The organism is Actinoplanes sp. OR16 (genome assembly GCF_004001265.1).
Classification (GTDB): domain Bacteria; phylum Actinomycetota; class Actinomycetes; order Mycobacteriales; family Micromonosporaceae; genus Actinoplanes.
In genome coordinates this window covers 1388498-1410996 of record NZ_AP019371.1, presented here as the reverse complement: position 1 = coordinate 1410996, position 22499 = coordinate 1388498, and the positions used below count along the sequence as shown (strand labels likewise).

23 protein-coding genes are annotated in these 22499 nt (G+C 70.6%); 13 read left to right on the top strand and 10 right to left on the bottom strand.

Going from position 1 to position 22499, the window contains the following annotated elements:
• Positions 1–18: 18 nt before the first annotated feature.
• Complete coding sequence (locus EP757_RS06435; RefSeq protein WP_127543281.1) at positions 19–234, top strand: hypothetical protein; 216 nt, start codon at positions 19–21, stop codon at positions 232–234.
• 24 nt (positions 235–258) lie between these two features.
• Here EP757_RS06435 and EP757_RS06430 read toward each other — a convergent pair whose 3' ends face one another.
• Together EP757_RS06430 and EP757_RS06425 are read right to left on the bottom strand one after the other, a co-directional pair.
• A complete protein-coding gene (locus tag EP757_RS06430) occupies positions 259–606 on the bottom strand; it encodes a co-chaperone YbbN (protein WP_127543280.1) in 348 nt (115 codons plus the stop codon).
• The gene (locus EP757_RS06425) at positions 585–968 is read right to left on the bottom strand and encodes a MerR family transcriptional regulator (protein ID WP_127543279.1); all 384 of its coding nucleotides are present in this window, start codon (positions 966–968) and stop codon (positions 585–587) included. Before EP757_RS06425 ends, EP757_RS06430 begins: the two co-directional genes overlap by 22 nt.
• A 47-nt stretch (positions 969–1015) precedes the next feature.
• Between EP757_RS06425 and EP757_RS06420 the strand changes: the two genes are divergently transcribed.
• Both EP757_RS06420 and EP757_RS06415 read left to right on the top strand, forming a co-directional pair.
• On the top strand, positions 1016–1861 hold the full coding sequence (locus EP757_RS06420) for a patatin-like phospholipase family protein (RefSeq protein ID WP_127543278.1): 846 nt from the start codon (positions 1016–1018) through the stop codon (positions 1859–1861).
• Complete coding sequence (locus EP757_RS06415; RefSeq protein WP_127543277.1) at positions 1861–2877, top strand: 1-acyl-sn-glycerol-3-phosphate acyltransferase; 1017 nt, start codon at positions 1861–1863, stop codon at positions 2875–2877. The genes EP757_RS06420 and EP757_RS06415 overlap by 1 nt, the downstream gene beginning before the upstream one ends.
• Positions 2878–2881: 4 nt before the next feature.
• Here the strand turns inward: EP757_RS06415 and EP757_RS06410 are convergent, their stop codons facing one another.
• Entirely contained in the window at positions 2882–3682 is an 801-nt protein-coding gene (locus tag EP757_RS06410; protein WP_127543276.1) for a lipoprotein, read from the bottom strand.
• A gap of 187 nt (positions 3683–3869) precedes the next feature.
• Between EP757_RS06410 and EP757_RS06405 the strand changes: the two genes are divergently transcribed.
• A complete protein-coding gene (locus EP757_RS06405; protein WP_127543275.1) occupies positions 3870–5027 on the top strand; it encodes an FHA domain-containing protein in 1158 nt (385 codons plus the stop codon).
• 7 nt (positions 5028–5034) lie between these two features.
• On the opposite strand, the gene rocD is transcribed toward EP757_RS06405, so the two are convergent.
• The 4 genes from rocD to EP757_RS06385 all read right to left on the bottom strand — a co-directional run bounded on the left by rocD (position 5035) and on the right by EP757_RS06385 (position 8816).
• Positions 5035–6249, bottom strand: coding sequence for an ornithine--oxo-acid transaminase (gene rocD, locus EP757_RS06400; RefSeq protein ID WP_127543274.1), 1215 nt, complete (start codon positions 6247–6249; stop codon positions 5035–5037).
• Entirely contained in the window at positions 6246–7052 is an 807-nt protein-coding gene (gene ddaH / locus EP757_RS06395) for a dimethylargininase (RefSeq protein ID WP_127543273.1), read from the bottom strand. Before ddaH ends, rocD begins: the two co-directional genes overlap by 4 nt.
• 262 nt (positions 7053–7314) lie before the next feature.
• Positions 7315–8076 (bottom strand): Yip1 family protein, encoded by a 762-nt coding sequence (locus EP757_RS06390; RefSeq protein ID WP_127543272.1) that lies wholly within the window; start codon positions 8074–8076, stop codon positions 7315–7317.
• Positions 8077–8192: 116 nt separating this feature from the next.
• Complete coding sequence (locus EP757_RS06385) at positions 8193–8816, bottom strand: ATP-dependent Clp protease proteolytic subunit (RefSeq protein ID WP_370457776.1); 624 nt, start codon at positions 8814–8816, stop codon at positions 8193–8195.
• 150 nt (positions 8817–8966) lie between these two features.
• On the opposite strand from EP757_RS06385, the gene EP757_RS06380 reads away from it, so the two are divergent.
• Entirely contained in the window at positions 8967–9815 is an 849-nt protein-coding gene (locus EP757_RS06380) for an Fpg/Nei family DNA glycosylase (protein WP_127543270.1), read from the top strand.
• Between the two features lie 256 nt (positions 9816–10071).
• Here EP757_RS06380 and EP757_RS06375 read toward each other — a convergent pair whose 3' ends face one another.
• Together EP757_RS06375 and EP757_RS06370 are read right to left on the bottom strand one after the other, a co-directional pair.
• On the bottom strand, positions 10072–11538 hold the full coding sequence (locus EP757_RS06375; protein WP_305032372.1) for a polysaccharide deacetylase family protein: 1467 nt from the start codon (positions 11536–11538) through the stop codon (positions 10072–10074).
• Between the two features lie 282 nt (positions 11539–11820).
• A complete protein-coding gene (locus EP757_RS06370) occupies positions 11821–12987 on the bottom strand; it encodes a glutamate--cysteine ligase (RefSeq protein ID WP_127543269.1) in 1167 nt (388 codons plus the stop codon).
• A 121-nt stretch (positions 12988–13108) separates the two neighbouring features.
• Here EP757_RS06370 and EP757_RS06365 point away from each other — a divergent pair, with 121 nt between their 5' ends.
• From EP757_RS06365 to EP757_RS06355, 3 genes are read left to right on the top strand one after another with little or no spacing between them, the layout of a single operon-like run.
• Positions 13109–14476, top strand: coding sequence for a carbohydrate-binding protein (locus tag EP757_RS06365; protein ID WP_127543268.1), 1368 nt, complete (start codon positions 13109–13111; stop codon positions 14474–14476).
• A 48-nt stretch (positions 14477–14524) separates the two neighbouring features.
• A complete protein-coding gene (locus tag EP757_RS06360; RefSeq protein WP_127543267.1) occupies positions 14525–15784 on the top strand; it encodes a chitinase in 1260 nt (419 codons plus the stop codon).
• A 17-nt stretch (positions 15785–15801) separates the two neighbouring features.
• A complete protein-coding gene (locus tag EP757_RS06355; protein ID WP_127543266.1) occupies positions 15802–17001 on the top strand; it encodes a glycosyl hydrolase family 18 protein in 1200 nt (399 codons plus the stop codon).
• A gap of 3 nt (positions 17002–17004) precedes the next feature.
• Here EP757_RS06355 and EP757_RS06350 read toward each other — a convergent pair whose 3' ends face one another.
• Positions 17005–17670 (bottom strand): DedA family protein, encoded by a 666-nt coding sequence (locus EP757_RS06350; RefSeq protein WP_127554108.1) that lies wholly within the window; start codon positions 17668–17670, stop codon positions 17005–17007.
• A 96-nt stretch (positions 17671–17766) separates the two neighbouring features.
• Here EP757_RS06350 and EP757_RS06345 point away from each other — a divergent pair, with 96 nt between their 5' ends.
• From EP757_RS06345 to fabG, 5 genes are read left to right on the top strand one after another with little or no spacing between them, the layout of a single operon-like run.
• Positions 17767–18114, top strand: coding sequence for a PadR family transcriptional regulator (locus EP757_RS06345; protein WP_127543265.1), 348 nt, complete (start codon positions 17767–17769; stop codon positions 18112–18114).
• Positions 18111–19037: a hypothetical protein gene (locus EP757_RS06340; RefSeq protein ID WP_127543264.1), complete on the top strand. Its 927-nt coding sequence runs from the start codon at positions 18111–18113 to the stop codon at positions 19035–19037. The genes EP757_RS06345 and EP757_RS06340 overlap by 4 nt, the downstream gene beginning before the upstream one ends.
• On the top strand, positions 19034–20032 hold the full coding sequence (locus EP757_RS06335; protein WP_127543263.1) for a hypothetical protein: 999 nt from the start codon (positions 19034–19036) through the stop codon (positions 20030–20032). The genes EP757_RS06340 and EP757_RS06335 overlap by 4 nt, the downstream gene beginning before the upstream one ends.
• A complete protein-coding gene (locus EP757_RS06330) occupies positions 20025–21671 on the top strand; it encodes an alpha-amylase family protein (RefSeq protein WP_127543262.1) in 1647 nt (548 codons plus the stop codon). Before EP757_RS06335 ends, EP757_RS06330 begins: the two co-directional genes overlap by 8 nt.
• A gap of 51 nt (positions 21672–21722) precedes the next feature.
• Positions 21723–22487, top strand: coding sequence for a 3-oxoacyl-ACP reductase FabG (fabG, locus tag EP757_RS06325; RefSeq protein WP_127543261.1), 765 nt, complete (start codon positions 21723–21725; stop codon positions 22485–22487).
• Positions 22488–22499 lie beyond the last annotated feature (12 nt).

Here is a 22499-nt window from a genome sequence, read left to right as displayed (position 1 = left end):
GGAGGAAGCGAGGCCGCGATGCTCTGCTGGTTCTGTGCCGAGGGCGCCCGCGCCACCTGCCGTTTCTGCGGCCGTGGCGTCTGCGCCGACCACGCCCGCTTCGGCCCCTACCTCCTGGAGATCAGCCGCTCCTTCACCCGCGACCGCGCCGAGGCGCTGGTGGTGGAGGACGCCGTCCAATGCGGAACGTGCCGCCCGCGCCCACAGCCGGTGGCCATGCCGGAATTGGATTGATTTCTTTCTCGTACGGAAAATGATCTAAGCGTTCGAGTAGGGCCTCGTCGCCGCGGTGATGGCCTTGCGCAGCTGGGATTTGGGGCGGGCGCCGACCAGCGTGTTCGTGAGGACGCCGCCGGTGAAGAAGAGCAGCGTGGGCATCGAGTGGACGCGGTGGTCGCGGGTGGTGACCGGGTTCGCGTCCACGTCGAGGGTGACGATGCGGACCTCGTCGCCGAGTTCCGCCGCCAGTTCGGCCAGGACGCGGGTCATCGGGCCGCACGGCGGGCACCACTCGGCCCAGAAGTCGACGATCACCGGGACCGGTGAGGCGAGGACCAGGTCGGCGAAGGTGGCGTCGGTGACGGTCAGCAGGGATTCATCAGGCATCGGATCTCCCGGTGTTCGATCGCTTGGCCGAGCTGATCGTGGAGTCGCCGCCGTACGTCGGTGAGCTGCGCGAGGTACCCGTCCACTTCGGCCAACCGGCGGCGCAGCACCGCGACGGCGTCCGGGCAGACGTGGCCCGCGCTGTTGCCGGCGCGCAGGCAGTCGACGAACGGCTTGATGTCGTCGACGCCGAAACCGTCGGCGAGCAGCGCCCGGATCTCGTGGACCACGCGGAGTTCGGCGTCGTCGTACTGCCGGTAGCCGTTCGCGTCGCGGCTCGGCCGGACGAGCCCGTGCTCCTCGTAGTAGCGCAGCGTGCGCGGGCTGGTGCCGGCCCTCTCGGCGAGCTCTCCGATCAGCATGTTCGTGACGGTAGGCCTTCACATCGGCGTCAAGGCAAGATGGTGTCATGGTCGACAACTCGGTGGCGTTCGTACTCGGTGGCGGTGGGGTGCTCGGCGCCGTCGAGGTCGGGATGCTGCGGGCGCTGTTCCGCGCCGGATTCCGGCCGGACGTGGTGGTCGGCACGTCGATCGGGGCGGTGAACGGCGCTCTGGTCGCCGCCGACCCGTCCGAGGCGGTGACCGACCGGCTGCTGCGGCTCTGGACGTCGCCGGAGGCCGCTGCCGTCTACGGCGATTCGCTCGGCCGGCAGATGCGCCGGTTCGCGGCCCGCACCCACCTGCACTCGCCGCGGCCGCTGCGCCGGCTGCTGGAGAGCGAGCTCGGCGAGGGGACCACGTTCGGCGACCTGAAGATCCCGTTCCGCTGCTGTGCGGCGAGCATCGAACGCGCCGCCGAACACTGGTTCGACAGCGGCCCGCTGGTCGACGCGGTGCTCGCCTCCTCGGCCGTGCCCGGCCTGCTGCCACCCGCGGAGATCGATGGCGAGCACTATGTGGACGGTGGCATCGTGAACTCGATCCCGATCGGCGAGGCGGTCCGGGTCGGCGCGAAACTGATCTTCGTGTTGCAGGTCGGCCGGGTGGAGCGCCAGCTCAGCGTGCCGAAACGGCCCTGGGAGGTGGCACAGGTGGCGTTCGAGATCGCCCGCCGGCATCGGTTCGCCCGCGAGCTTGCCGCACTGCCCGATGATGTACGGGTGCACGTTCTGCCGAGTGGTGGTGGCGAGGCCCGCGACGACTCCCCGTGGGCCTATCGGGACATGGCCTCGGTCGGCCGGCGGATCAGCCGCGCCTACACCGCGTCCCGCCGCTATCTGGCGGCGAACGTGAACCCGCTGCCGGGGCAGTGATGGGGTTGCCGCCGATCTGGGTGCGCCGTGTGGTGCTCGCCCCGCTCGTGGTGGTTCTCGCGGTGACGTTGCTCACCACGCTGCCGCTCTGGTTGCTGCTGGCTCTCGCGGTGTCGCCGTTCGTGCCCGGTCGGCTGCGGGTGCCCCGGCTCGTCTTCCTGCTGATCGTCTACATCGTCTGGGACGCGGCGGCGATCATCGCGCTCAGCGCGATGTGGCTCGTATCGGGGTTCGGTTGGAAGATCCGCAGCTCCGCCTTCCAGCGTGCCCACTATGTCCTCTCAGGAGTGTTCCTGCAGGCTTTGTTCTGGTTCGCCCGGTGGTCGCTGCACCTGGCGATCGACGTGGTCGGAACCGACCCGGACACCGCGATCCCCGGCCGCCCGGAGATCGTGGTGAGCCGGCACGCCGGGCCCGGCGACTCGTTCACGCTGATCCACGCGCTGGTCAACTGGTTCGCCCGGGAACCGCGGATCGTGCTGAAGGCGGCCCTGCAGTGGGATCCGGCCGTCGACGTGCTGCTCAACCGCCTGCCCAACCGGTTCATCTCGCCGGGCCGCACCGGCACGGCGACGCTGGAGGAGCAGATCGGCGCGCTGGCCACCGGCCTCGACGACAACGACGCCTTCGTGATCTTCCCGGAGGGCGGCAACTTCACCCCGCGCCGCAAGGTGAAGGCGATCGCCCGGCTCCGGGCCAGCGGGCTCGACGAGATGGCCGAGCGCGCCGAGCACCTGCGTAATCTCCTCCCGCCGAAGCCGGGCGGCCTGCTCGCCGCGATCGACGCCGCGCCGGACGCCGGGGTGATCTTCGTGGCGCACACCGGCCTGGACCGGATGATCACGGTGTCCGACGTCTGGCGCGAGCTGCCGATGGACAAGCGGCTGGTCATGCGGTTCTGGAGCGTGCCGCCCGAAGAGGTGCCGGTCGGCGAGCAGGAGCGGATCGACTGGCTCTACGACTGGTGGGCGCGGATCGACACGTGGGTCGAGGAGAACCGCCCGCCCGACTACTGACGGCTCACTGACCGCCCAGAGCCTTGTAGACGTCGTCCGGCGCCTCGACCACGGTGGCGTCCTGGGGCTTCTCGGCGGCGACGGCCCGGCCGTAATCGGTGTACCGCGCCTCGATCGGGGCGATCGCCGTCCCGTTCACGGCCGGCGGGGTCAGCGTCAGCGTGGCGAGCCGGCCCTGCTTGTCGAGGGCGACGGTGAACGGCACGCGCTGGGCGGCCGAGCCGTACCCGTCGATGGTGACCCGGTCCAGGCCGGCGATCCCGGCGGCCTTGGTCAGGTCGACGGTGCCGGAGTACGTGTTGCCGCCGCTCGACTGGACGTCGGTGGTGGAGGCGAGCAGATTCGCGGTGTCCACCGGGTCGATCCGGCCGGGGCGCAGGCCGACGTTCGCGCCCTCCGGCAGCCGGCTCATGTCCAGGTGGGTCCAGGTGCCGTCCTTGGTGATGCCCGGGATCTGCGCCCAGAGGTCCTCGCCGATCAGCAGGGACTTCACGGTGATCTCGGTGTTCGGGCCGCTCGCGGTCAGTTCCGCGGTGCCCTTGCCGCCCGGCGGGTCGAGCAGCGCGGTCAGGTTGAAGCCGGTGCCGGCCGTGACCGTCATCGTGTAGCTGCTGGTGCCGAGCGCGGCGGTCGCCTTGCCGAGGGCGGCCGTGGCGGCCGGGTCGGCGGTCGAGGTGACGCTCGGCGCGGCCTCCACGCTCGCCGAAGTGGACGACCCGGGCGAGGCGGCGTCCCCGGCGCCTGTCGTGGAACAGCCCGTCAGGGCGACGGCAGCCGTAGCCGCACAAATCGCGATCCTTCGCATTTGTCTGTCTCCTGCTGCGTAGAGCCGTATGGAGCTGGATGGAGCCGTATGACGTCTGTCGATGACGTTCATGCCCGATGGGGTGACGAAACAAACGGACAAGTCCGGCCTCGCGGACGCCCGGATTTCTCGGCGGATCATGTGGCGGGCATGATGGGCCGGTACGCGCAATCCCTGGGGAGGACTCGTGAGATTCGAGGTCAGCAAGGTCCTCGACGCCATCGAGGTCCGGCTCACCACCGACCCGGCACTCGCCCGGGCCGTGGTTGATCTGTCCGAGGTCGTCCGCTACGCGGACCTCGACGGTGGCCGCCCGGCCAGCCTGGTCCGACTCGGTCTGCTGGTCGACGCGCTCGGCCGGTACGTCGCCGAGGAGAACGTGCCCGTCTATGCGGTGGCGCCTCGCGGCCTCATCTCGGACACCGATCTCACCTCGAACGAGCGCATGGTCGTCCGCCGCTGGGCCGACGACGGCAAGATCGAGGTTGTTCCGCAGCTCGACGACCGGGTGCTGGAAGTGGCCGAGATGCTCGGCCTGCCGGTGCTCACCCGGGACCGGGAGGACCGCTTCCGGGACCGCCGCCCGTGGGTGACCGACCCCGGTCGCCTGCTCGCTCTCGTGTCGAACCAGGGCGGGCCCGTGCTGGTGCCGCGGGTGGGCCGGGGCGAGGTGGCGCCTCCGGTGCCGCGGTCGCCGCTCGGCGAGCGGCTGCTGGCCCGGGTCTGGAGCTGCCCGGCGCCGAACTGCACCAGCTACAGCACCGGCGGCGCCGGCGAGTCGGACAGCTTCTTCTCCGACATGCGGACGTTCACGAGCCCGGTCTCGCAGCCTCCGCCGGCCCTGCGGTCCGGCGCGCCGACCTGCCCGCGGCACGGCGAGCGGCTCCGGGACGCCGGGTCGCGGCCGGCCACCGAGGTCTTCTCGGTCCGCATCGACGGCGTGATCCGGCAGCGTTTCGTGGTCGCCGAGGACAACCCGGTCGTGATCGGCCGGGCGCCCGAGGGCGGGTCCGGGGTCATGCTCGGCCAGTGGCTCACCGAGGACGCCCGGAAGTGGATCAGCCGGGGCCACGTGCAGCTCTCGCTGCGCAACGGCGAGGTGACGGTCGCCGACATCAGCATGAACGGCTCGGGCATCCGGCCGGGCGGCACCACCGACGACGACCAGCGGCTCACCCTGAAGCGGGACCAGACCCGGGTGCTCGGGCCGGAGGACGTGGTGGAGCTCTACGCCGGGGTGCACCTGGGCCGGTCGAAGATGTGGTCGACCGGCGGTGTGATGCAGCCCGAGTCGGTGATGGGCGAGGCGCCGACGATGGCGTTCCGGCCCGTGGGCCGGAACTGACCGTCGCCTATCCCTTCAGGATCGCTTCCAGCTGTGCCAGGGCGTGATCCAGGTCCGCCTCGGTGACCACCAGCGGCGGGGCCAGCCGGATCGTCGAGCCGTGGGTGTCCTTCGCCAGGACACCCCGCTCGGCGAGGCGCTCGCAGGCCTGCCGCCCGGTCATCAGCAGCGGGTCGATGTCGACGCCGGCCCAGAGACCACGCCCGCGGACCGCCACGACGCCCTTGCCGATCAGCGCCTCCAGGCCCGCGTGCAGCCGCGCGCCGAGCCGCTCGGAGCGCTCCTGGAACTCGCCGGTCGCGAGCAGCCGGACCACCTCGGCGCCGACCGCGCAGGCCAGCGGGTTCCCGCCGAAGGTCGAGCCGTGCTCGCCGGGCCGCAGCACGCCGAGCACCGAGGAGTCGGCGGCCACCGCGGAGACCGGCACGATGCCGCCGCCGAGAGCCTTGCCCAGCACGTACATGTCCGGGACGACGCCCTCGTGCTCGATCGCGAACGTGCGGCCGGTGCGGCCCAGGCCGGACTGGATCTCGTCGGCGATCAGCAGCACGTTCTGCTCGGTGCAGACCTCGCGCAGGCCGGCGAAGAACCCGGCCTCCGGCACCAGAACGCCCGCCTCGCCCTGGATCGGCTCCATCAGCACGGCGACCGTGTTCGGTGTGATCGCGTTGCGGACCGCCGCCAGGTCGCCGAAGGGGACGACCACGAAACCGGGGGTGTACGGGCCGAAGTCCGCCCGCGCCTCCGGATCGGTGGAGAAGCTGACGATCGTCGTGGTCCGGCCGTGGAAGTTGTTCGCCGCCACGATGATCTCGGCACGCTCGTCAGCCACGCCCTTGACCCGGTAACCCCACTTGCGGGCCACCTTGATCGCGGTCTCGACGGCCTCGGCGCCGGTGTTCATCGGCAGCACCAGGTCCTTGCCGCAGAGCTCGGCCAGACCCTTGCAGAACGCGGCGAACTGGTCGTGCACGAACGCGCGGCTGGTCAGCGTGACCCGGTCCAGCTGAGCGTGCGCCGCCGCGATCAGGCCGGGGTGCCGGTGCCCGAAGTTCAGGGCCGAGTACCCGGCGAGGAAGTCGAGGTAGCGGCGGCCGTCGACGTCGGTCACCCAGGCGCCCTCGGCCTCGGCGACCACGACCGGCAGCGGGTGGTAGTTGTGCGCGGTCCAGCGCTCGGCCTCGGCCAGCGCTTCCGGCGTACGGAATTCGACAGTCGTCACGAGCGCACCTCCAGCGTGCAGCACTTCGGGCCACCGCCGGCTTTGCGCAGCTCGGACAGGTCGACCCCGATGGTCTGATAACCGGCTTCGGTCAGCGCCCTGTTCAACGACGCGGCCTGCACCGGGAGAATGACGTTGCGGCCGTCGCTGACCGCGTTGAGGCCGAGCACCGCCGCGTCCTCCGGCGTTGCGATGATCGCATTCGGGTAGAGCTGCCGGAGCACCGATTGCGAACCCGGCGAGAACGCCTGCGGCAGGTACGCGATGTTCGTCTCGTCCAGCACGCAGAGCGCGGTGTCCAGGTGGTAGTACGCCGGGTCGACCAACTGCAGCGTGATCACCGGCCGGCGCAGGAACTCCTGGGTCTCCGCGTGCGAGGCGTGGGCCGTGCGGAAACCGGTGCCGGCGAGAAGCACGTCACCGGCGAGCAGGATGTCACCCTCGCCCTCGTTCGTGTGCTTCGGCTCGCGCACCTCGAAGCCGCGGCCACGGAACCAGGACGCGTACGCCGGGGCCTCATCGGCCCGCTCGGCGTCCCGGAACTGGACCCCCAGGACCCGGCCGTCGACGACGGTGCCGCCGTTCGCGGCGAAGACCATGTCGGGCAGGCCGGGCAGCGGGTCGATGAGCTCGACGGTGTGGCCGAGGTCGAGGAAGGTCTGCCGCAGGGTCTCCCATTGGCTGACGGCCAGCGCGTTGTCGTACGGCGCCGCCGGGTCCATCCACGGGTTGATCCGGTAGGTCACGGCGAAGTGGGTGGGCCGGCACATGAGGTATCGGCGCGGCATGGCGTGGGACGTCATGGAAGAAGACGCTATGCGTGATCGACCGACGATCACCCTGGATCAACCATGCGTGCGGCGGCGAATCGTTGCGTCATCCCGTGGGACTGCGGTGAAACATTGCGCAGGGCGCTGCGGAGCCGGCGAACCGCCAGCCCTGCAGCGCCCTGCGAGGTTCTCCGGCGAACCGCCGGAGGCATTTCGGGGCGGGTTCGGCTCAACACCGTCCCGGTTCCGAGGAGCAATCACCGGTGCATCACCGGCGATGAATGTCAGATACCCGTCAGAATCGGGTCTCAAACTGTGCGTCGAGCCACTGCCGGAGATCGTTCACCGGCTGCATGTCGGTGCCGAGCCAGTAGAGCGAACCGGTCAGCGCGAGGATGCCGACGACGATCGCGGCGATCGAGAGCAGCAGGCCGATCAGCGCGTCGGTCTTGCCGGCGATGTGCCGCTTGCGGGTCGCGAAGAAGCCGACGACCGAGAAGATCAGGCCGAGGGCGGCCACGCCCATGCCGTAGCCCATCAGCGGACCGGAGAGCACGAGCAGCGCGCCGGCGACACCGAGGATCAGACCGGTGGTGGCCGCGAGGCTGGCGCGCGGCTTGCGGTCCGGAACCGGCCTGCTCTCCACCGGCTTGCTCTCCACCGGCCTGTTCTCCACCGGCCTGTTCTCCACCGGGGTGCGGCGGTCCTCGGTCACCGCCGCGGCGCGCTGGGCCTCGGTGCGGTGATCGGTACGGGTGGCCGGGATCGTGGCGGTGGTGGCATCCCCGGAGGTGCGGGTCGCCGGGATCATGGTCGTCGTCTCGTCCCGCGGCGGCGTCACCGTGCTCGACCGCGGCGCGGCAGAGCCCGTGCGCGGCGCGACCGGGTTCGTCTGCGGCGGGGCGGCGTTCGTGCGCGGCGCGACCGGGGTCCGGCGCGGCAGGCGGTCGTCGACCTGCTGGTCGTCACGCTGCGTGGCAGGCGGGGTGGTCGCGGTGGGCCGGTCCTCGACCGTGCTATCGGCCGAGGACTGGCGGGAGAAGGAAGGAATCCTCACGTCAGCACCTCCGAATGTATCTATCAGTGATGACGGAGCTCTATACCCCCTTGACCCGGAAACGACACGAAGGGCACGTGGAAGTCACTCCACGTGCCCTTCGAACTGCTCGAACGTCAGCCGATCGGGGCGGCGGTGTGCACGTCGGCGGTCGTGGTGATCACGTGGTCGACGAGGCCGTAGTCCTTCGCCTGCTGCGCGGTGAACCAGCGGTCACGGTCCGAGTCGCGCTCGATCTCCTCCGGGGTGTGCCCGGTGTGGAAGGCGATCCGCTCGTTCATGACCTGCTTGATGTGCAGCATGCTCTCCGCCTGGATGGCGATGTCCGCGGCGGTGCCGCCGATGCCGCCGGACAGCTGGTGCATCATCACCCGGGCGTGCGGCAGTGCGTACCGCTTGCCGGGGGTGCCGGCGCAGAGCAGGAACTGGCCCATCGAGGCCGCCATGCCCATCGCCACGGTCGCGACGTCGTTCTTGATGTACTGCATGGTGTCGTACACCGCCATGCCGGCGCTGATCGAGCCGCCGGGCGAGTTGATGTACAGCGTGATGTCGCGCTCCGAGTCCTCGGACGCGAGCAGCAGCATCTGCGCGCAGATCCGGTTGGTCACCTCGTCGTTGACCTCGCTGCCGAGGAAGATGATCCGCTCGCGGAGCAGCCGCTCGAACACCTGGTCGTCGAAGGACGCGCCGCCGCCACGCATGGTCGTGTCAATGCTCATGAGCCAACCCTCTCGCATCGCTGTTTACGTTTCACACCTTCTCCCAGGCGTGGCGTGATAGCCCAGTGATTCCCCTCAGGGCGAATCCGCTCTGGGCAGAAACCGTCCCGCAGTGGCACTGATCACGCCGAATCAGTTCGGTGACCGGCGGTGGATAACTTTGGACGCGTGCCGGAGGGACATACCATTCATCGCCTTGCCACGCGCCACCGTGAGCTCTTCGCCGGCTCACCGGTCCGGGTGAGCAGCCCACAGGGCCGGTTCGCGGCCGGCGCGGCTCTGGTCGACGGCCAGGTGCTGCGGGACACCGAGGCGGTCGGCAAGCATCTGCTGCACCACTACGCCGACGGCCGGACCGTCCATGTGCACCTCGGGCTCTACGGCAAGTTCGCCGACGGCGACGGCCGGGCGCCCGAGCCGGTCGGCCAGGTCCGGATGCTCATGACCGGTTCTGATCACTGGTTGGAGCTGCGTGGGCCGACCGCCTGCGAGGTGCTCGACCCGGGCGCCGTCGATGTTCTGAAGGCCCGACTCGGCGCCGATCCGCTGCGCGACGACGCCGACCCGTCCCGGGCGTACCGGAAGGTGCGGAGCAGCACGAAGCCGCTCTTCGCGCTGCTGCTGGATCAGTCCATCGTGGCGGGATGCGGCCTCATCTACGCCAACGAGGTGCTGTTCCGGGCCGGCCTCTCGCCGGAGACGCCGGGCACCGCGATCGACCCGGCGCGCTGGACGGCGATCTGGGACGACCTGCGGGCGCTCATGAAGGAGGGCGTGGCCCGCGGCCGGATCGACACCGTGCACACCGAGCACACCCCGGAGGCGATGCGGCGGGCGCCGCGCGTGGACCGGCACGGCGGCGAGGTGTACGTCTACCGCCGTCCCGGCCAGCCCTGCCTGGTCTGCGGCACCGAGGTGGCCCGGGGCCCACTCGCCGGCCGCAACCTCTACTGGTGCCCCACCTGCCAGCCCGCGACCACCCACCCACCGACCCGCCCCCGGACCCGCCCGGCGTGACCAGCCCCGCACCGGCCGCCCCGCACTCGAACCCGCCCGGCTTGACCTGCGCGTACTGGTCGGCCCGCGTTCGGACCTGCCTGAGCGGACCGGTGTGAGCGGCGCGGTGGGGGAGCCGGTGTGAGCAGCCCTCCCAGAGCGGCGGCCTGAGCGGCGGCGATCGGTGTGCCGGCCGCGACGACGGCGCGTGCGTGAACGGTCCGTCCGAGTGAGCCGGACTGAGCGGCCGTCCGCAGCGTGTGCGGGCGACCGCTCGTCAGGGGACGGCGGGTGTGGCTGACGGGGTGGCGTTCGCCGCGGCGGCGCCCTCGTCAGTGGCCGGCGTCGTGGGAGCCGGGGACCCGGACGGGGCGGGCGACGAGACGGACGGCGACGGAGTGGCGCCGGCTGGCGTCGACGTGCTCGGCGCAGGCGTCGGAGCGGTAGTAGCCGGCGTCGTCTCCTGACCGGGAATGCCCAGTGAGAAGTTGCTGACGAGCCAGGGCATCAACTGCTCGTACGCCTTAGTGGTCGACGGCTGGTTGAAGTCGTGCGACAGGATGATCGATCCCGGTCGCGTCTCCTTCTTGACTGAGGCGACGACCCGTTTCACGTGCTGGGCGTCGGTCTCCCCGGCCGGGTGCTCCCAGTCACGCGGGTCGACTTCCCAGTACAGCGAGGTCATGCCGCCGCCGGTGTACGCCACGCGCACCAGCCGGTCGGTGAAGTTCCCGCCCGGCGCCCGGAAGTACGGGATGCGTGCGCCCGGAACCGCGGCCCGGATCGCGGCGTTCGTCTTCGCCAGGTCCTCGAGGATCTGCGCCGGCTTCTTCTTGCCGATCTTCAGGTCGTGGTTCCACGTGTGGTTGCAGAGCACGTGACCCGCGGCGCTGATCTGCTTGACCAGGTCGGGGTACTTCGTCGCCTGCGCGCCGACCAGGCAGAACACGGCCTTGACGTCGTGCTTCGCCAGGATCGCCAGGATCTTGGGGGTCTCGTTCGGGTCGGGGCCGTCGTCGAAGCTGAGCATCACCGTTCGGGAGCCGGTGGTGCGCAGCGAGTTCGCCGGGCCGTCACCCTTCGGCACGGCCAGCCCGGCGGGGCGCGCCTCGGTGACCGGCTTGCTCGGGGTGGCCGCCGCGGAGGGTGACTGGCTGGTCGGCGCCGGCTCCGGCCGACTCGTCGCGATCGGCGCGGCCACCTGCGTCTCAGCGGGTGCCGGCTTCGCGTTCGTCGCGCGGGAGACGGCCTGGGCGGCGACGTTCATGACGCTGGTCGTCGCGCCGTCCTGCTGCGGGATCGTCGGCAGCGCGGTGAGCAGCACACCGGCGACGACCAGGGCGCCGAGCAGCATCTGCGGCCGGTTGCGGGCGGCCTTCACCCAGCCGTCGACCGAGACCGGCGACTGAGGAGCGCGATGCCGGGCCGCGTTCGGCCGAACCGGAGCGGACTGGGCCACAGCAGATCGCGCGACAGCGGATCCGGTCACGGCGGATCGGGACGAGAGGGAACGCGCCACAGCGGATCCGGTCACGGCGGACCGGGACGCAAGGGAGCGGGCCGCGGCGGAGGCGCCGGCGAGAGGCCGCTCCCACACCGGGCGCGAGGCGTTGGAGGAGTGCCGGGCGGAGCGCGAGCCGGGTGCGGGGGTTGCGGCCCGGGACGAGCCCGATGCCTTGTACGACGAACCGGCCGTGGCCGCGCGGTGCCGCGCCGACCGGGTGCCGGCGTCGGCGGCGAACATCTCGGCGCCGAGGATCAGGGCACGCGACCCTGTGCCGGCGGGGGCCGCGGGGTCGTTATCGGCAGACGCGTCACGCCTGCGGTGCCGCCCGACCCTGGCGCCGTCCACACCGGAAGCCGGCGCTGATGGACGAGGGTTGTGCGGAAGCATCCGTCATGACTACCGGTTGGCATGATCGAACGCGATACCGAATCGGTCATCTCGTCGGCACGCACGGTGATTTTTGCTGGTCACCCTATGTGATTACGCTAAGCAATATCCGTGCGGATGTGAGTGTGATCCTTATCGGTCCGATATTTCCCCTCGGGTCAGCCGGGCCAACTCGTCGACGACGTCCGCCACGGACGCGCCCCGGGCCAGCATCGCGCGCTGCCGCGCCGCCCCGGTGCCGCCCTCCCGGAGCCGTTCCAGCAGGACGGTCACGGTTTCCAGATCGCCGTGCCGCTCGAGCTCCGGGCGTACGTAATCGAAGAGCTGACGAAGCAGGCGCCACGCCGGACGGGGCTCGCGCGTGGCCATGTCGATGTTGAGGCCTTCCAGGCCGTCGTGCGCGGCCCGCCAGTGGGCGGCCATCAGCAGCGGGTGCGGCACGTCCGGCGCCTCGATGCCGTCGCGCACCTCGCGCAGCAGGGTGGCGACCAGGCCCCGGGCCAGCGCGGTGAGCAGCATGGCGTCGTCGAGGGTCGGGGTGACGTCACCGAGCCGGATCTCGACGGTGGGGTAGTTCGCGGAGAGCCGGGCGTACCAGTAGAGCATCCCCTCGTCGAGCATCGCGCCGCTCGCTTCGAGGTCGGCGATGAGCGTCAGGTAGTGCTCGTGCGACAGCAGGTACGGCGTGGGGCCGACGGTGGGCCACCGCTCCCACATCATCGAGCGCCAGCTGGCGTAGCCGGTGTCGCGCCCGGCGAAGATCGGCGAGTTCGCGGCGGCCGCCTGCAGAACCGGCAGCCAGGGGCGCAGGTGGTTGAGCACCTGCACGCCGGTCTCCGGGTCCGGGATGCTCACGTGCACGTGGGTGCCGCACATGCCCTGGCCGGGGGAGAGGTCGCCGAAGCGCTCGCGCATCCGGTGGTACCGAGGGGTGTCCACGATCCGCAGATTCGGGCCGGCGGCCGGGCCGGTGCCGACCGCGATCAGCCGGGCGCCGGCCCGCTCGGCTGCCGAGGCGACGGTGCCGCGCAGCCGGGACATCGCTTCCCGCAGGTCGGCGAGGTCGAGCCGGGGCGGACTGGCGACCTCGATCTGGCTGCGGTAGTACTCGTGCTGAACCCCGTCCCGCAGTTCGTCGGGCAGCTCGGCGAAGACTTCCTCGACCGCTTCCACGGCGCGCGGCTCGACGGCGTCGACGAGCAGGTATTCCTCCTCGATGCCGAGGGTGTGCAGGTCGTTCCGGTCGGCCTCGGCGGCGATGTCCGCGGGGAGGACCGTTCCCTCGGTGACGGCGTCCATGGCCGTCGAATACCCGAGCGGATCTCGGCGGAAACAGACGTCGTTGACAGTCGATGTAACAAGCGTGAAACTCTCGTGAGAGCGCTCTCACACATCCCCCTTCGCGGAAGGCGCGTGTCTCATGCGAGCTCCCCGGCTCCTCGCCGCAGCAGCGGCCGCCCTGGCGGTGGCCGCCTCCATCACGATCGTCTCCAGCGCGGAGGCCGCCGTCCCCCCGGCGCCCTCCGGCATGTCGCTGGTGTTCAGCGACGACTTCACCGGCGCGGCCGGCACCGGACTCAACCGCTCGAACTGGCTCTACTCCACCGGCTACGGCTATCCCGGCGGCGCCTCGAACTGGGGCACCGGCGAGATCGAGCGGATGACCGACTCGACGGCGAACGTCTACCAGGACGGCAGCGGCAACCTGGCGATCAAGCCGATCCGGGACTCGGCCGGCAACTGGACCTCGGGCCGGGTCGAGACGCAGCGGACCGACTTCGCCGCCCCGGCGGGCGGCCGGGTGCGGATCGAGGCCCGCATCCAGCAACCGAACGTGACCGGGGCCGCGGCCGCCGGTTACTGGCCGGCGTTCTGGGCCCTCGGTGACGCGGCCCGCCCGGTCGGCGCCACGAACTGGCCGGGCATCGGCGAGTGGGACATCATGGAGAACATCAACGGGCGGTCCAGTGTCTTCGCTGCCCTGCACTGCGGCACCAACCCGGGCGGCCCGTGCAACGAGACCACCGGCCTGACCAGTGGCGAGCGTGCCTGCAACGGCTGCCTGTCGAGCTTCCACACCTACGCCGTGGAGTACGACCGCAGCACCTCGCCCGAGCAGATGCGGTGGTACCTCGACGGCGTCAACTACTTCACCCTCAACTCGACCGCCGTCGACGCGACCACCTGGAACAACGCGACCCACCACGGGATGTTCGTGATCCTCAACGTGGCGATCGGCGGCGGTTTCCCGGCGGCCTTCGGCGGCGGCCCGACCGCGCAGACGCAGTCCGGCGTGCCGATGCTCGTCGACTACGTGGCGGTCTGGCAGTCGTCCGGCGGATCGACGCCGTCGCCGTCGCCGACCTCGACCGGTGGCACCGGGAGGGACGCCTATTCGAGGATCGAGGCCGAGTCCTACAACGCGTCCGCGGGTGTGCAGGTGGAGACGTGTTCCGAGGGCGGACAGGACGTCGGCTGGATCGCGAACGGCGATTGGCTCCAGTTCGACAACGTGGACTTCGGGACCGGCGGGGTGAGGGACTTCGTGGCCCGGGTCGCGTCCGGCGCGGGCAGCGGCGTGAGTGGTCTCATCGAGGTGCGGCTGGACAGCCGGAGCAGCGCGCCGATCGGCAGCTTCGCGTTCGGCAGCACCGGTGGCTGGCAGAACTGGCAGTCGATCCCGGGCAACGTCGCCAACGTGACCGGCCGGCACACCGTGTACCTGACCTTCAGCAGCGGGCAGCCCGCCGACTTCGCCAACGTCAACTGGATCCAGTTCCGCAGGTAAATATTTTCATCCTTTACTTTTACTGTTAACAGTCCTAAACATTGACGCATGACTCTGGCGAAGCGCTACAGATCGGTAATCCTCGCAACGGTCACGGCGCTCGTCGCCGGGGGCGCGGCGACGTACTTCGCGGGATCCGCGCAGGCCGCGACGGCCTGCGCGGCCGCGTGGAGCTCCACCGCCGTGTACGTCGGAGGCAACGTGGCCTCCCAGAACGGCCACAACTACACCGCCAAGTGGTGGACGCAGAACGAGTCGCCGGCCACCAACAGCACCCAGTGGGCGGTCTGGACCGACAACGGAGTCTGTGGAAGCGGCCCGTCGCCCTCGCCTTCCGTCTCCCCGTCGTCCTCGCCGTCGGCATCCCCCTCGACGTCGCCCTCCACGTCGCAACCCCCGATCACCGGTCAGCTGCCGAAGCACTTCCTCACCGGCTACTGGCAGAACTTCGACAACGGCGCCGCGCCGCTCAAGCTCGCCGCCGTCCCGGACACCTACGACCTGATCGCCGTCGCGTTCGCGGACGCCACCGCGACGGCCGGCGCGGTCACCTTCAACCTCGACCCGGGCCTGGCCGCGGCGGTCGGCGGTTACACCGACGCGCAGTTCAAGGCGGACATCGCCGCGCTGCACGCGCGTGGCAAGAAGGTGATCATCTCGGTCGGCGGTGAGAAGGGCACCGTCGCGGTGAACAGCGCGACGGCCGCCACCGCGTTCGCCGACTCGGTCTACGCGCTGATCCAGAACTACGGGTTCGACGGCGTCGACATCGACCTGGAGAACGGGCTCAACCCGACCTACATGGCGAGCGCGCTGCGGTCGCTGCGCGCCAAGGCCGGCAGCAACCTGATCATCACGATGGCGCCGCAGACCATCGACATGCAGAACGCGCAGTCGTCGTACTTCAAGCTGGCGCTCGACATCAAGGACATCCTGACCGTCGTCTTCACCCAGTACTACAACTCCGGCGCGATGCTCGGCTGTGACAACAACGCCGCGTACGGCCAGGGCAGCGTCAACTTCCTCACCGCCCTCGCCTGCATCCCTCTGCAGAACGGCCTGCGCCCGGACCAGATCGCGCTCGGCCTGCCGGCGAGCACCCGCGCGGCCGGTGGCGGTTACGTCGCGCCGTCCGTCGTGAACGCCGCGCTCGACTGCCTGGCTCGCGGGACCAACTGCGGCACCTTCAAGCCGCCGGCCACCTACCCCGGCATCCGTGGCGCGATGACCTGGTCCATCAACTGGGACGTCACGAACGGCAACAGCTGGGCGAACACCGTCGACCCGCACCTCGCCACCCTCCCCTGAATCCCCTGGAGTCCCCCGTGAAACTCAGCAGGAAGATCGCCCTCATCGCGGCGGTCGCGACAGCCTCGACGGCCGCCGCGGTCCTCCCCATGACCAGCTCGAACGCGGCCGTCGCGTGCGCGCCTGCCTGGAGTGCGAGCGCCGTCTACGTCAAGGACAACAGCGCTTCGCAGAACGGCCACAACTACACCGCGAAGTGGTGGACGCAGAACGAGTCGCCGGCCACGCACAGCGCCCAATGGGACGTCTGGATCGACAACGGCGTCTGCGGCGGCACGACCACGCCGCCGACGACCACGCCGCCCACCACCGGCCCGACCACGCCGCCTCCGGCCACCGGCACCAAGATGGCCGCGGCGCCGTACATCTACCCGGGCTGGGGCAACCCGCCGGCGCCGGCCACCGTCGTCAACGCGACCGGCATCAAGGCGTTCACGATGGCGTTCGTGCTGGCGAGCAACGGGTGCAACCCGGTGTGGGACGGCGAGTCCGGCCTGACCGGAGGCGTGCACGCCAGCACCATCGCGGCGATCCGGGCGGCCGGCGCCGACGTGGTCCCGTCGATCGGCGGGTGGAGCGGCAACAAACTCGGCCCGAACTGCGCGACCGCCGAAGCGCTCGCCGCGGCGTACCAGAAGGTGATCGACGCTTTCGCTCTGAAAGCCATCGACGTCGACATCGAGAACACCGACGAGTTCGAGAACACCGTCGTGCAGGACCGGATCCTGAACGCGCTGAAGATCGTCAAGCAGAAGAACCCCTCGGTGAAGACGATCCTCACCTTCGGCACCTCGACGACCGGGCCGAACTACTACGGCACCCGGCTGATCCAGCAGGCCAAGGCGCTCGGCGCGAACATCGACATCTTCACCCAGATGCCGTTCGACTTCAGCGGCGGCGCGGACATGTACGCCAGCACCGTCGGCGCCACCGAGGGCCTGAAGAACGTGCTGAAGACGACGTTCGGGTACACCGACGCCCAGGCGTACTCCCGGATCGGCATCTCCGGCATGAACGGCCTCTCCGACCAGCAGGAAGTGACGTCGGTGGAGACCTGGACCCGGATCCGGGACTACGCGCGGACCAACAACCTGGCCCGGTTCGCCTTCTGGGCGGTCAACCGGGACCGTGGCTGCGCCGGTGGCGGCGTGGTCTCGAACTGCTCCGGCATCGCCCAGGCGGACTGGGCGTTCACCAAGGTGAGCGCGGGTTTCTAAAGATCAGCTGATCGGTGCGCGGTCGTCCTTGCGGGCGGCCGCGCGCCGGCGTTTGCGGACCTTCTTGACCACCCAGGAGCCGATCGCGATCGCGAAGAACGCCCAGATCGCGTAGTCGAACCAGTGGCTGTACTTCTCCAGGTCCTGCCAGCGGTTGCCGAGCGCGTAGCCGCCGCCGATGAACAGCGCGTTCCAGAGGCCGCTGCCGATCGCGGTGAAGAGCGCGAACTGGCCCACCGGCATCTTGTTGGCGCCCGCCGGGATCGAGACCAGGCTTCGTACGACCGGAGCACACCGGCCGAGGAGCACCGCCGCGCGCTCGTGCTTCTCGAACCAGCGGTCCGCCTTGTTCAGGTCGTCGAGGTCGACCAGGGGAACCTTGTCGAGCCAGTGACGCAGGCGCTCCTCGCCGAGACCACGGCCGAGCCAGTAGAGCAGCAGGGCGCCGACCAGCGCGCCGACCGTAGCGGCGACCCAGACCAGGACCAGGTTGACGCGTCCCTCGCTGGCCAGGTAACCGGCCATCGACAGGACGATCTCGCTCGGAATCGGCGGGATGAGGTTCTCCAGCGCGACCAGCAGGCCGACGCCCACCTCACCGGCCGACTCGATCACCGAAGCGACCCAGCCGGTCAGCCCACCGAGGTTTGCGAGATCGCCTTCGGCCATGAAGAGCCCTCCTGAAGTCAGGTTGTCACTGGTACCCGGCATCCAGCGTACGAATCGCTTGCCGTATATACCGTTCATCGGTATATGCTGCTGGCCATGAGCGAGACACCGATGCGCGAGCCGACGTTCCTCGTGCTCACCGCCCTGGCCGAGGAGCCCCGGCACGGTTATGCCGTGATCGAGGACGTGTCCGCGATGACCGGGGGCCGGGTCCGGCTGCGCGCCGGCACGCTCTACGCGGCCCTCGACCGGTTGCGCGCCGAGGGCCTGATCGAGGTCGACCGGGAAGAGATCGTGCAGTCCCGGCTCCGGCGCTACTACCGGCTCGCCGCAGCAGGCGAGCGGGCCCTCGCCGCCGAGACCGGCCGCCTGCGCGAGCAGGCCGCCATCGCCGACCGCCGGCTGCGCGGCCGCCGCACCGACCTCGGGGGAGCGACCGCGTGAGCGCCGTCCACCGGGGTCTGCCCAAGCTCTACCCGGGCGATTTCCGCAGGGAGTACGAAGAAGAGATGCTCGCCGTGCTGGCCGCCGAGGGGCGACCCGGCCCGGCGCAGGTGTTCGACCTGGTCCGGGCCGCGCTGCTGGTGCGATTGAGTCGTCTGCCGGTGCCGTCCGGTCTGCGGCGGGCCGCCGCGGTCACCCAGCTCTTCGGCGCGGTGCTGCTGCTCGCGATGGCCCTGCGCCGGGTGGTGCCGTTCGTGCCCGAGCGGCTCGCCGCCGTCGACCCCCTCGACCTGCTGCGGGTGGCCGGCTGGGCCGCGGTGGTCCTGGCGGCGTCGCGAGGGTGGCGACTGCTCGGCCTCGTGGGCGCGGCGGCCGGGATGGCCGGGGAGATCGCCGCGCCCTCCCGGTTCTACCTCGATACGCCCGCCATGGTCCTCAACGCCTACTGGATCATCATGACCGCCGCCGTGGTGCTGGCGGCCGGCCTCATCGCGGCCCGGCATCGCGGCGGGACGCGCGGCCTGATCCCGGTGGTCGCCGCGGGCGGAGTCCTGGTCTCCCTGGGCGCGGTGTCCGCAGTGGAGCCGATCGCGTTATCCCAGGCGCTGGTGCTCGGCCGCGTCGGCTGGGTGACGTTCAGCGGCGCCCTCGTGCTGCTGCTCGCGGCCGGTGCCCTGGTGCTGCTCGCGGTGGTGCGGCAGGAGCCCGTAGTGCGCCGCTGGCTGGCGGCCTGGGCAGCCCCGGTGCTGGTCACGGTGCCACTGGTGCGGAGCGGATTCGACGCCTTCATGGAGTTCAACTCGTACCACCCGGAGGCGACCAGGCTGATCGGCGGCTTCCAGTGGGCGGCGCTGGTTCTCGTGCCGGTGGCCGCGTTCCTGGTCGTGGCCGTCCTGACCAGCCGCTTCGAGCGTGCCGCATGAGCACGCTGGAGGGCTGCTACCGCCGGCTGCTGCGGGTCTATCCGGCCGGGCATCGGGCGGTCTACGAGGAGGAGATGATCGCTGTGCTGATGACCGGATCGGCGCCGGGCCGGCGCCTCCCGTCCCCGGCCGAGGTGGTGGACCTGCTGCGGGCCGGCCTGCTGGCGCGCACCGGCGGTTCCTGGCGGGGTGTGCGGGACGGCGGCCGGCGTGACGCGGCAGCGGTGGCCGGTCTCGTCGTGGCGGTGATGATGGCCGCGGTCGCCGGACGGCGGCTTCTCGGCGGGCTGCGGGTGCACCTTCTCGGGAGCGACCCGATGGAGATGTTCGGCATCCGCGGCCTGCTGCTGCTCGACGTGTCGCTGCGGTTCGCCCTCTGGGCGGCGGTCGCCGCGGCCGCGCTGGCCGGCCTGCGCAGGACGGCGTCGTGGCTGGTCGTGCCGGCTGCGGTGGTGGAGCTGGGAGCGGTCCTGTGGTGGCTTCCCTCTACCCCGGTGCAGTCGTCGATCCGGCTCTCCTGGTCGGTGGTGACGACCGGGGTCGCGGTCGCCGCCCTGGTGCTGGCCCGGCACGGCCGCCCGCTGCCCGCGGTGCTCGGCCGCCGTGGCGTGGGCGTCGTCCTGGTCGCCGGCGGCGCCGTGCTGACCGTGGAGTTGCTCGCCGCTGCCGTCTTCGAGGCCGGCTACGGCTGGCCCGTGCGGATCTTCGAGCTGGTCCTCTTCCTGCTGATCGCCTCGGCGGTGCTCGCGGCGCCACCGGGGGTGCGGGGCCGGGCCGTGGTGCTGCTGGTCCCGGCGTTCGCCGGCCCGATCACCTGGGAGCTGGCACAGCGTTCGCACCTGCTGACCACGGTGGACGGTGGCAGCACCCTGGTCGCGCAGATGTTCGTGGTGCTCGCGGCTCCGATGATCGCCTTCGCCGCTGGGCTCGCCGTTCTCCGGCTGTGGAGCGTTTCGCGGGCCGGAGGTGAGGCAAAGGAAGAGGGCCATGAGTGACCGGTGGTACGAGAAAGCGGTCGTCTACTGTCTCGACATCGACTCCTTCGCCGACGCTGACGGCGATGGGTGCGGTGACATCCGGGGGCTGATCGGCCGCCTGGACTACCTGGCACGGCTCGGGATCAACTGCCTCTGGCTGAACCCGATTCATCCGTCGCCCGGGCAGGACGACGGCTATGACGTGACGGACTTCTACAACGTCGATCCGCGGTTCGGCAACCTCGGCGACTTCGCCGAACTGCTGCACGAGGCGGGCAACCGCGGCATCAAAGTCATCATCGACCTGGTGGTGAACCACACCTCGGACAAGCACCCGTGGTTCCAGTCGGCTCGCAAGTCGGCCGACTCGCCGTACCGGGATTGGTATGTCTGGAGCGAGACCGCTCCCGCCGACCGCAACCAGGGCATGGTCTTCCCCGGCGAGCAGGCCGAGACCTGGACCTACGACCGGACCGCGAAACTCTGGTACTACCACCGGTTCTACAAGTTCCAGCCGGACCTGAACATCAAGAACCCGGCGGTCCGCGAGGAGATCAAGAAGATCTGCTCGTTCTGGCTGCAGCTCGGGGTGGCCGGTTTCCGGATGGACGCGGTGCCGTTCATCATCGAGGAGACCGAGCCGGGCAACTCGGACGCCCCGAAGGACCTGGCGTTCCTCACCGAGCTGCGGCAGCACGTCCAGTGGCGCAAGGGTGACGCGGTCCTGCTGGCCGAGGCCAATGTGGAGCCGGACCAGCTGGTCAAGTTCTTCGGCGACGACGGCGGCTCGGGCAACCGGATCCACATGCTGTTCGACTTCATGCTCAACGCCAGGCTGGTGCTCGGCCTGGCCCGGGAGGACCCGGAGCCGATCATCGACGCGCTGCGCGACACGCCGAAGCTGCCGGAGGGTGGGCAGTGGGCCACGTTCCTGCGTAACCACGACGAGATCGACCTGTCCCGGCTCACCGCCGACCAGCGGAAGGACGTCTTCGCGCGGTTCGGGCCGGACGAGAACATGCAGCTCTACGGCCGGGGCATCCGGCGGCGGCTGGCCCCCATGCTGGGCAACGACCGCCGATGGCTGGAGCTGGCGTACGCGCTGCAGTTCAGCCTGCGGGGGACGCCGGTGCTGCGGTACGGCGAGGAGATCGGCATGGGCGACGACCTGTCGCTCGACGGGCGCGACGCGATCCGGACGCCGATGCAGTGGTCGCAGCTGCCGAACGGCGGGTTCACCACCGCCGATCCCAAACTGCTGGGCCGGCCGGTGATCACCGGAGGCGAGTTCGGCTACGAGACCGTCAACGTGACGGCGCAGCGCCACGACACCACGTCGCTGCTCTCCTGGTTCGAGCGGATGATCCGGACCCTGCGGGAGGCGCCGGAGGTCGGCTGCGGCACGTGCTCGCACGTCGACGTCCCCGCACCCCGCGGCGTGCTGGTGCACCGCGCCGACGACCACACCGGCACGATGCTGTTCGTGCACAACCTCGGGACCGAGGCCGGCGTGGTCGATCTGAGCAGCCTGGCGGGTGAGGCGGAGTTCCCGAACGACGTGCTGGCCGACCAGGAATACCCCGAACCCGGCAAGCTGGACGCGATCCGGGTCGAGGGTCATGGGTACCGGTGGATCCGGCTGCGCAGGACGGCCTGAGCAACGCTAGAGTCGCCGCAGAGCAGCGAAGATCACACCCCGGAGGCCGCAATGTCGCAGTCCGTACCCAGCCGGGTAGCCATCGTGACCGGGGCCGCTCGCGGCATCGGTGAGGCCGTCGCCCTGCGGCTCGCCGCCGACGGGCTGGCCGTCGCGGTCGTCGACCTGGACGAGGGCGCGTGCGCCAACACGGTGACCGCGATCCACGACGCGGGCGGCACCGCCGTCGCGATCGGCGCCGACGTCGCCGATCCGGCTCAGGTCACCGCCGCGGTCGAGCGCGTGGTGAGCGAGCTCGGCGCGCCGACCGTGCTGGTCAACAACGCCGGGGTGCTGCGGGACAACCTGCTCTTCAAGATGACCGAGGACGACTGGGACACCGTCATGGCGGTGCACCTGCGCGGCGCGTTCCTGTTCAGCCGGGCGGTGCAGAAGCACATGGTGGACGCCGGGTTCGGCCGCATCGTCAGCCTCTCCAGCACGTCCGCGCTCGGCAACCGGGGTCAGGCGAACTACGCCGCCGCGAAGGCCGGGATCCAGGGCTTCACCAAGACCCTCGCGATCGAGCTGGGCAAGTTCGGCATCACCGCGAACGCCGTGGCGCCGGGCTTCATCGTCACGGACATGACCCGGGCCACGGCGGCCCGGGTCGGTGTCGATTTCGCCGACTTCGAGAAGGCCACCGTCGCGACGATCCCGGTGGCCCGCGGGGGCCGTCCCGAGGATGTGGCACACACCGTCTCGTTCCTGGCCAGCGAAGGAGCCGGCTTCGTGTCCGGGCAGGTCATCTACGTCGCCGGTGGGCCCAAGGACTGAGGATAGGGACGG

Excerpts from the sequence above, each read along its gene's own strand:
- EP757_RS06435 (WP_127543281.1), top strand. The coding sequence starts at position 19 with ATGCTCTGCTGGTTCTGTGCCGAGGGCGCCCGCGCCACCTGCCGTTTC.
- EP757_RS06430 (WP_127543280.1), bottom strand. The coding sequence starts at position 606 with ATGCCTGATGAATCCCTGCTGACCGTCACCGACGCCACCTTCGCCGAC.
- EP757_RS06425 (WP_127543279.1), bottom strand. The coding sequence starts at position 968 with ATGCTGATCGGAGAGCTCGCCGAGAGGGCCGGCACCAGCCCGCGCACG.
- EP757_RS06420 (WP_127543278.1), top strand. The coding sequence starts at position 1,016 with ATGGTCGACAACTCGGTGGCGTTCGTACTCGGTGGCGGTGGGGTGCTC.
- EP757_RS06415 (WP_127543277.1), top strand. The coding sequence starts at position 1,861 with ATGGGGTTGCCGCCGATCTGGGTGCGCCGTGTGGTGCTCGCCCCGCTC.
- EP757_RS06410 (WP_127543276.1), bottom strand. The coding sequence starts at position 3,682 with ATGCGAAGGATCGCGATTTGTGCGGCTACGGCTGCCGTCGCCCTGACG.
- ddaH (WP_127543273.1), bottom strand. The coding sequence starts at position 7,052 with ATGACGTCCCACGCCATGCCGCGCCGATACCTCATGTGCCGGCCCACC.
- EP757_RS06385 (WP_370457776.1), bottom strand. The coding sequence starts at position 8,816 with ATGCGAGAGGGTTGGCTCATGAGCATTGACACGACCATGCGTGGCGGC.
- EP757_RS06375 (WP_305032372.1), bottom strand. The coding sequence starts at position 11,538 with ATGTTCGCCGCCGACGCCGGCACCCGGTCGGCGCGGCACCGCGCGGCC.
- EP757_RS06370 (WP_127543269.1), bottom strand. The coding sequence starts at position 12,987 with ATGGACGCCGTCACCGAGGGAACGGTCCTCCCCGCGGACATCGCCGCC.
- EP757_RS06365 (WP_127543268.1), top strand. The coding sequence starts at position 13,109 with ATGCGAGCTCCCCGGCTCCTCGCCGCAGCAGCGGCCGCCCTGGCGGTG.
- EP757_RS06360 (WP_127543267.1), top strand. The coding sequence starts at position 14,525 with ATGACTCTGGCGAAGCGCTACAGATCGGTAATCCTCGCAACGGTCACG.
- EP757_RS06350 (WP_127554108.1), bottom strand. The coding sequence starts at position 17,670 with ATGGCCGAAGGCGATCTCGCAAACCTCGGTGGGCTGACCGGCTGGGTC.
- EP757_RS06345 (WP_127543265.1), top strand. The coding sequence starts at position 17,767 with ATGAGCGAGACACCGATGCGCGAGCCGACGTTCCTCGTGCTCACCGCC.
- EP757_RS06335 (WP_127543263.1), top strand. The coding sequence starts at position 19,034 with ATGAGCACGCTGGAGGGCTGCTACCGCCGGCTGCTGCGGGTCTATCCG.
- EP757_RS06330 (WP_127543262.1), top strand. The coding sequence starts at position 20,025 with ATGAGTGACCGGTGGTACGAGAAAGCGGTCGTCTACTGTCTCGACATC.
- fabG (WP_127543261.1), top strand. The coding sequence starts at position 21,723 with ATGTCGCAGTCCGTACCCAGCCGGGTAGCCATCGTGACCGGGGCCGCT.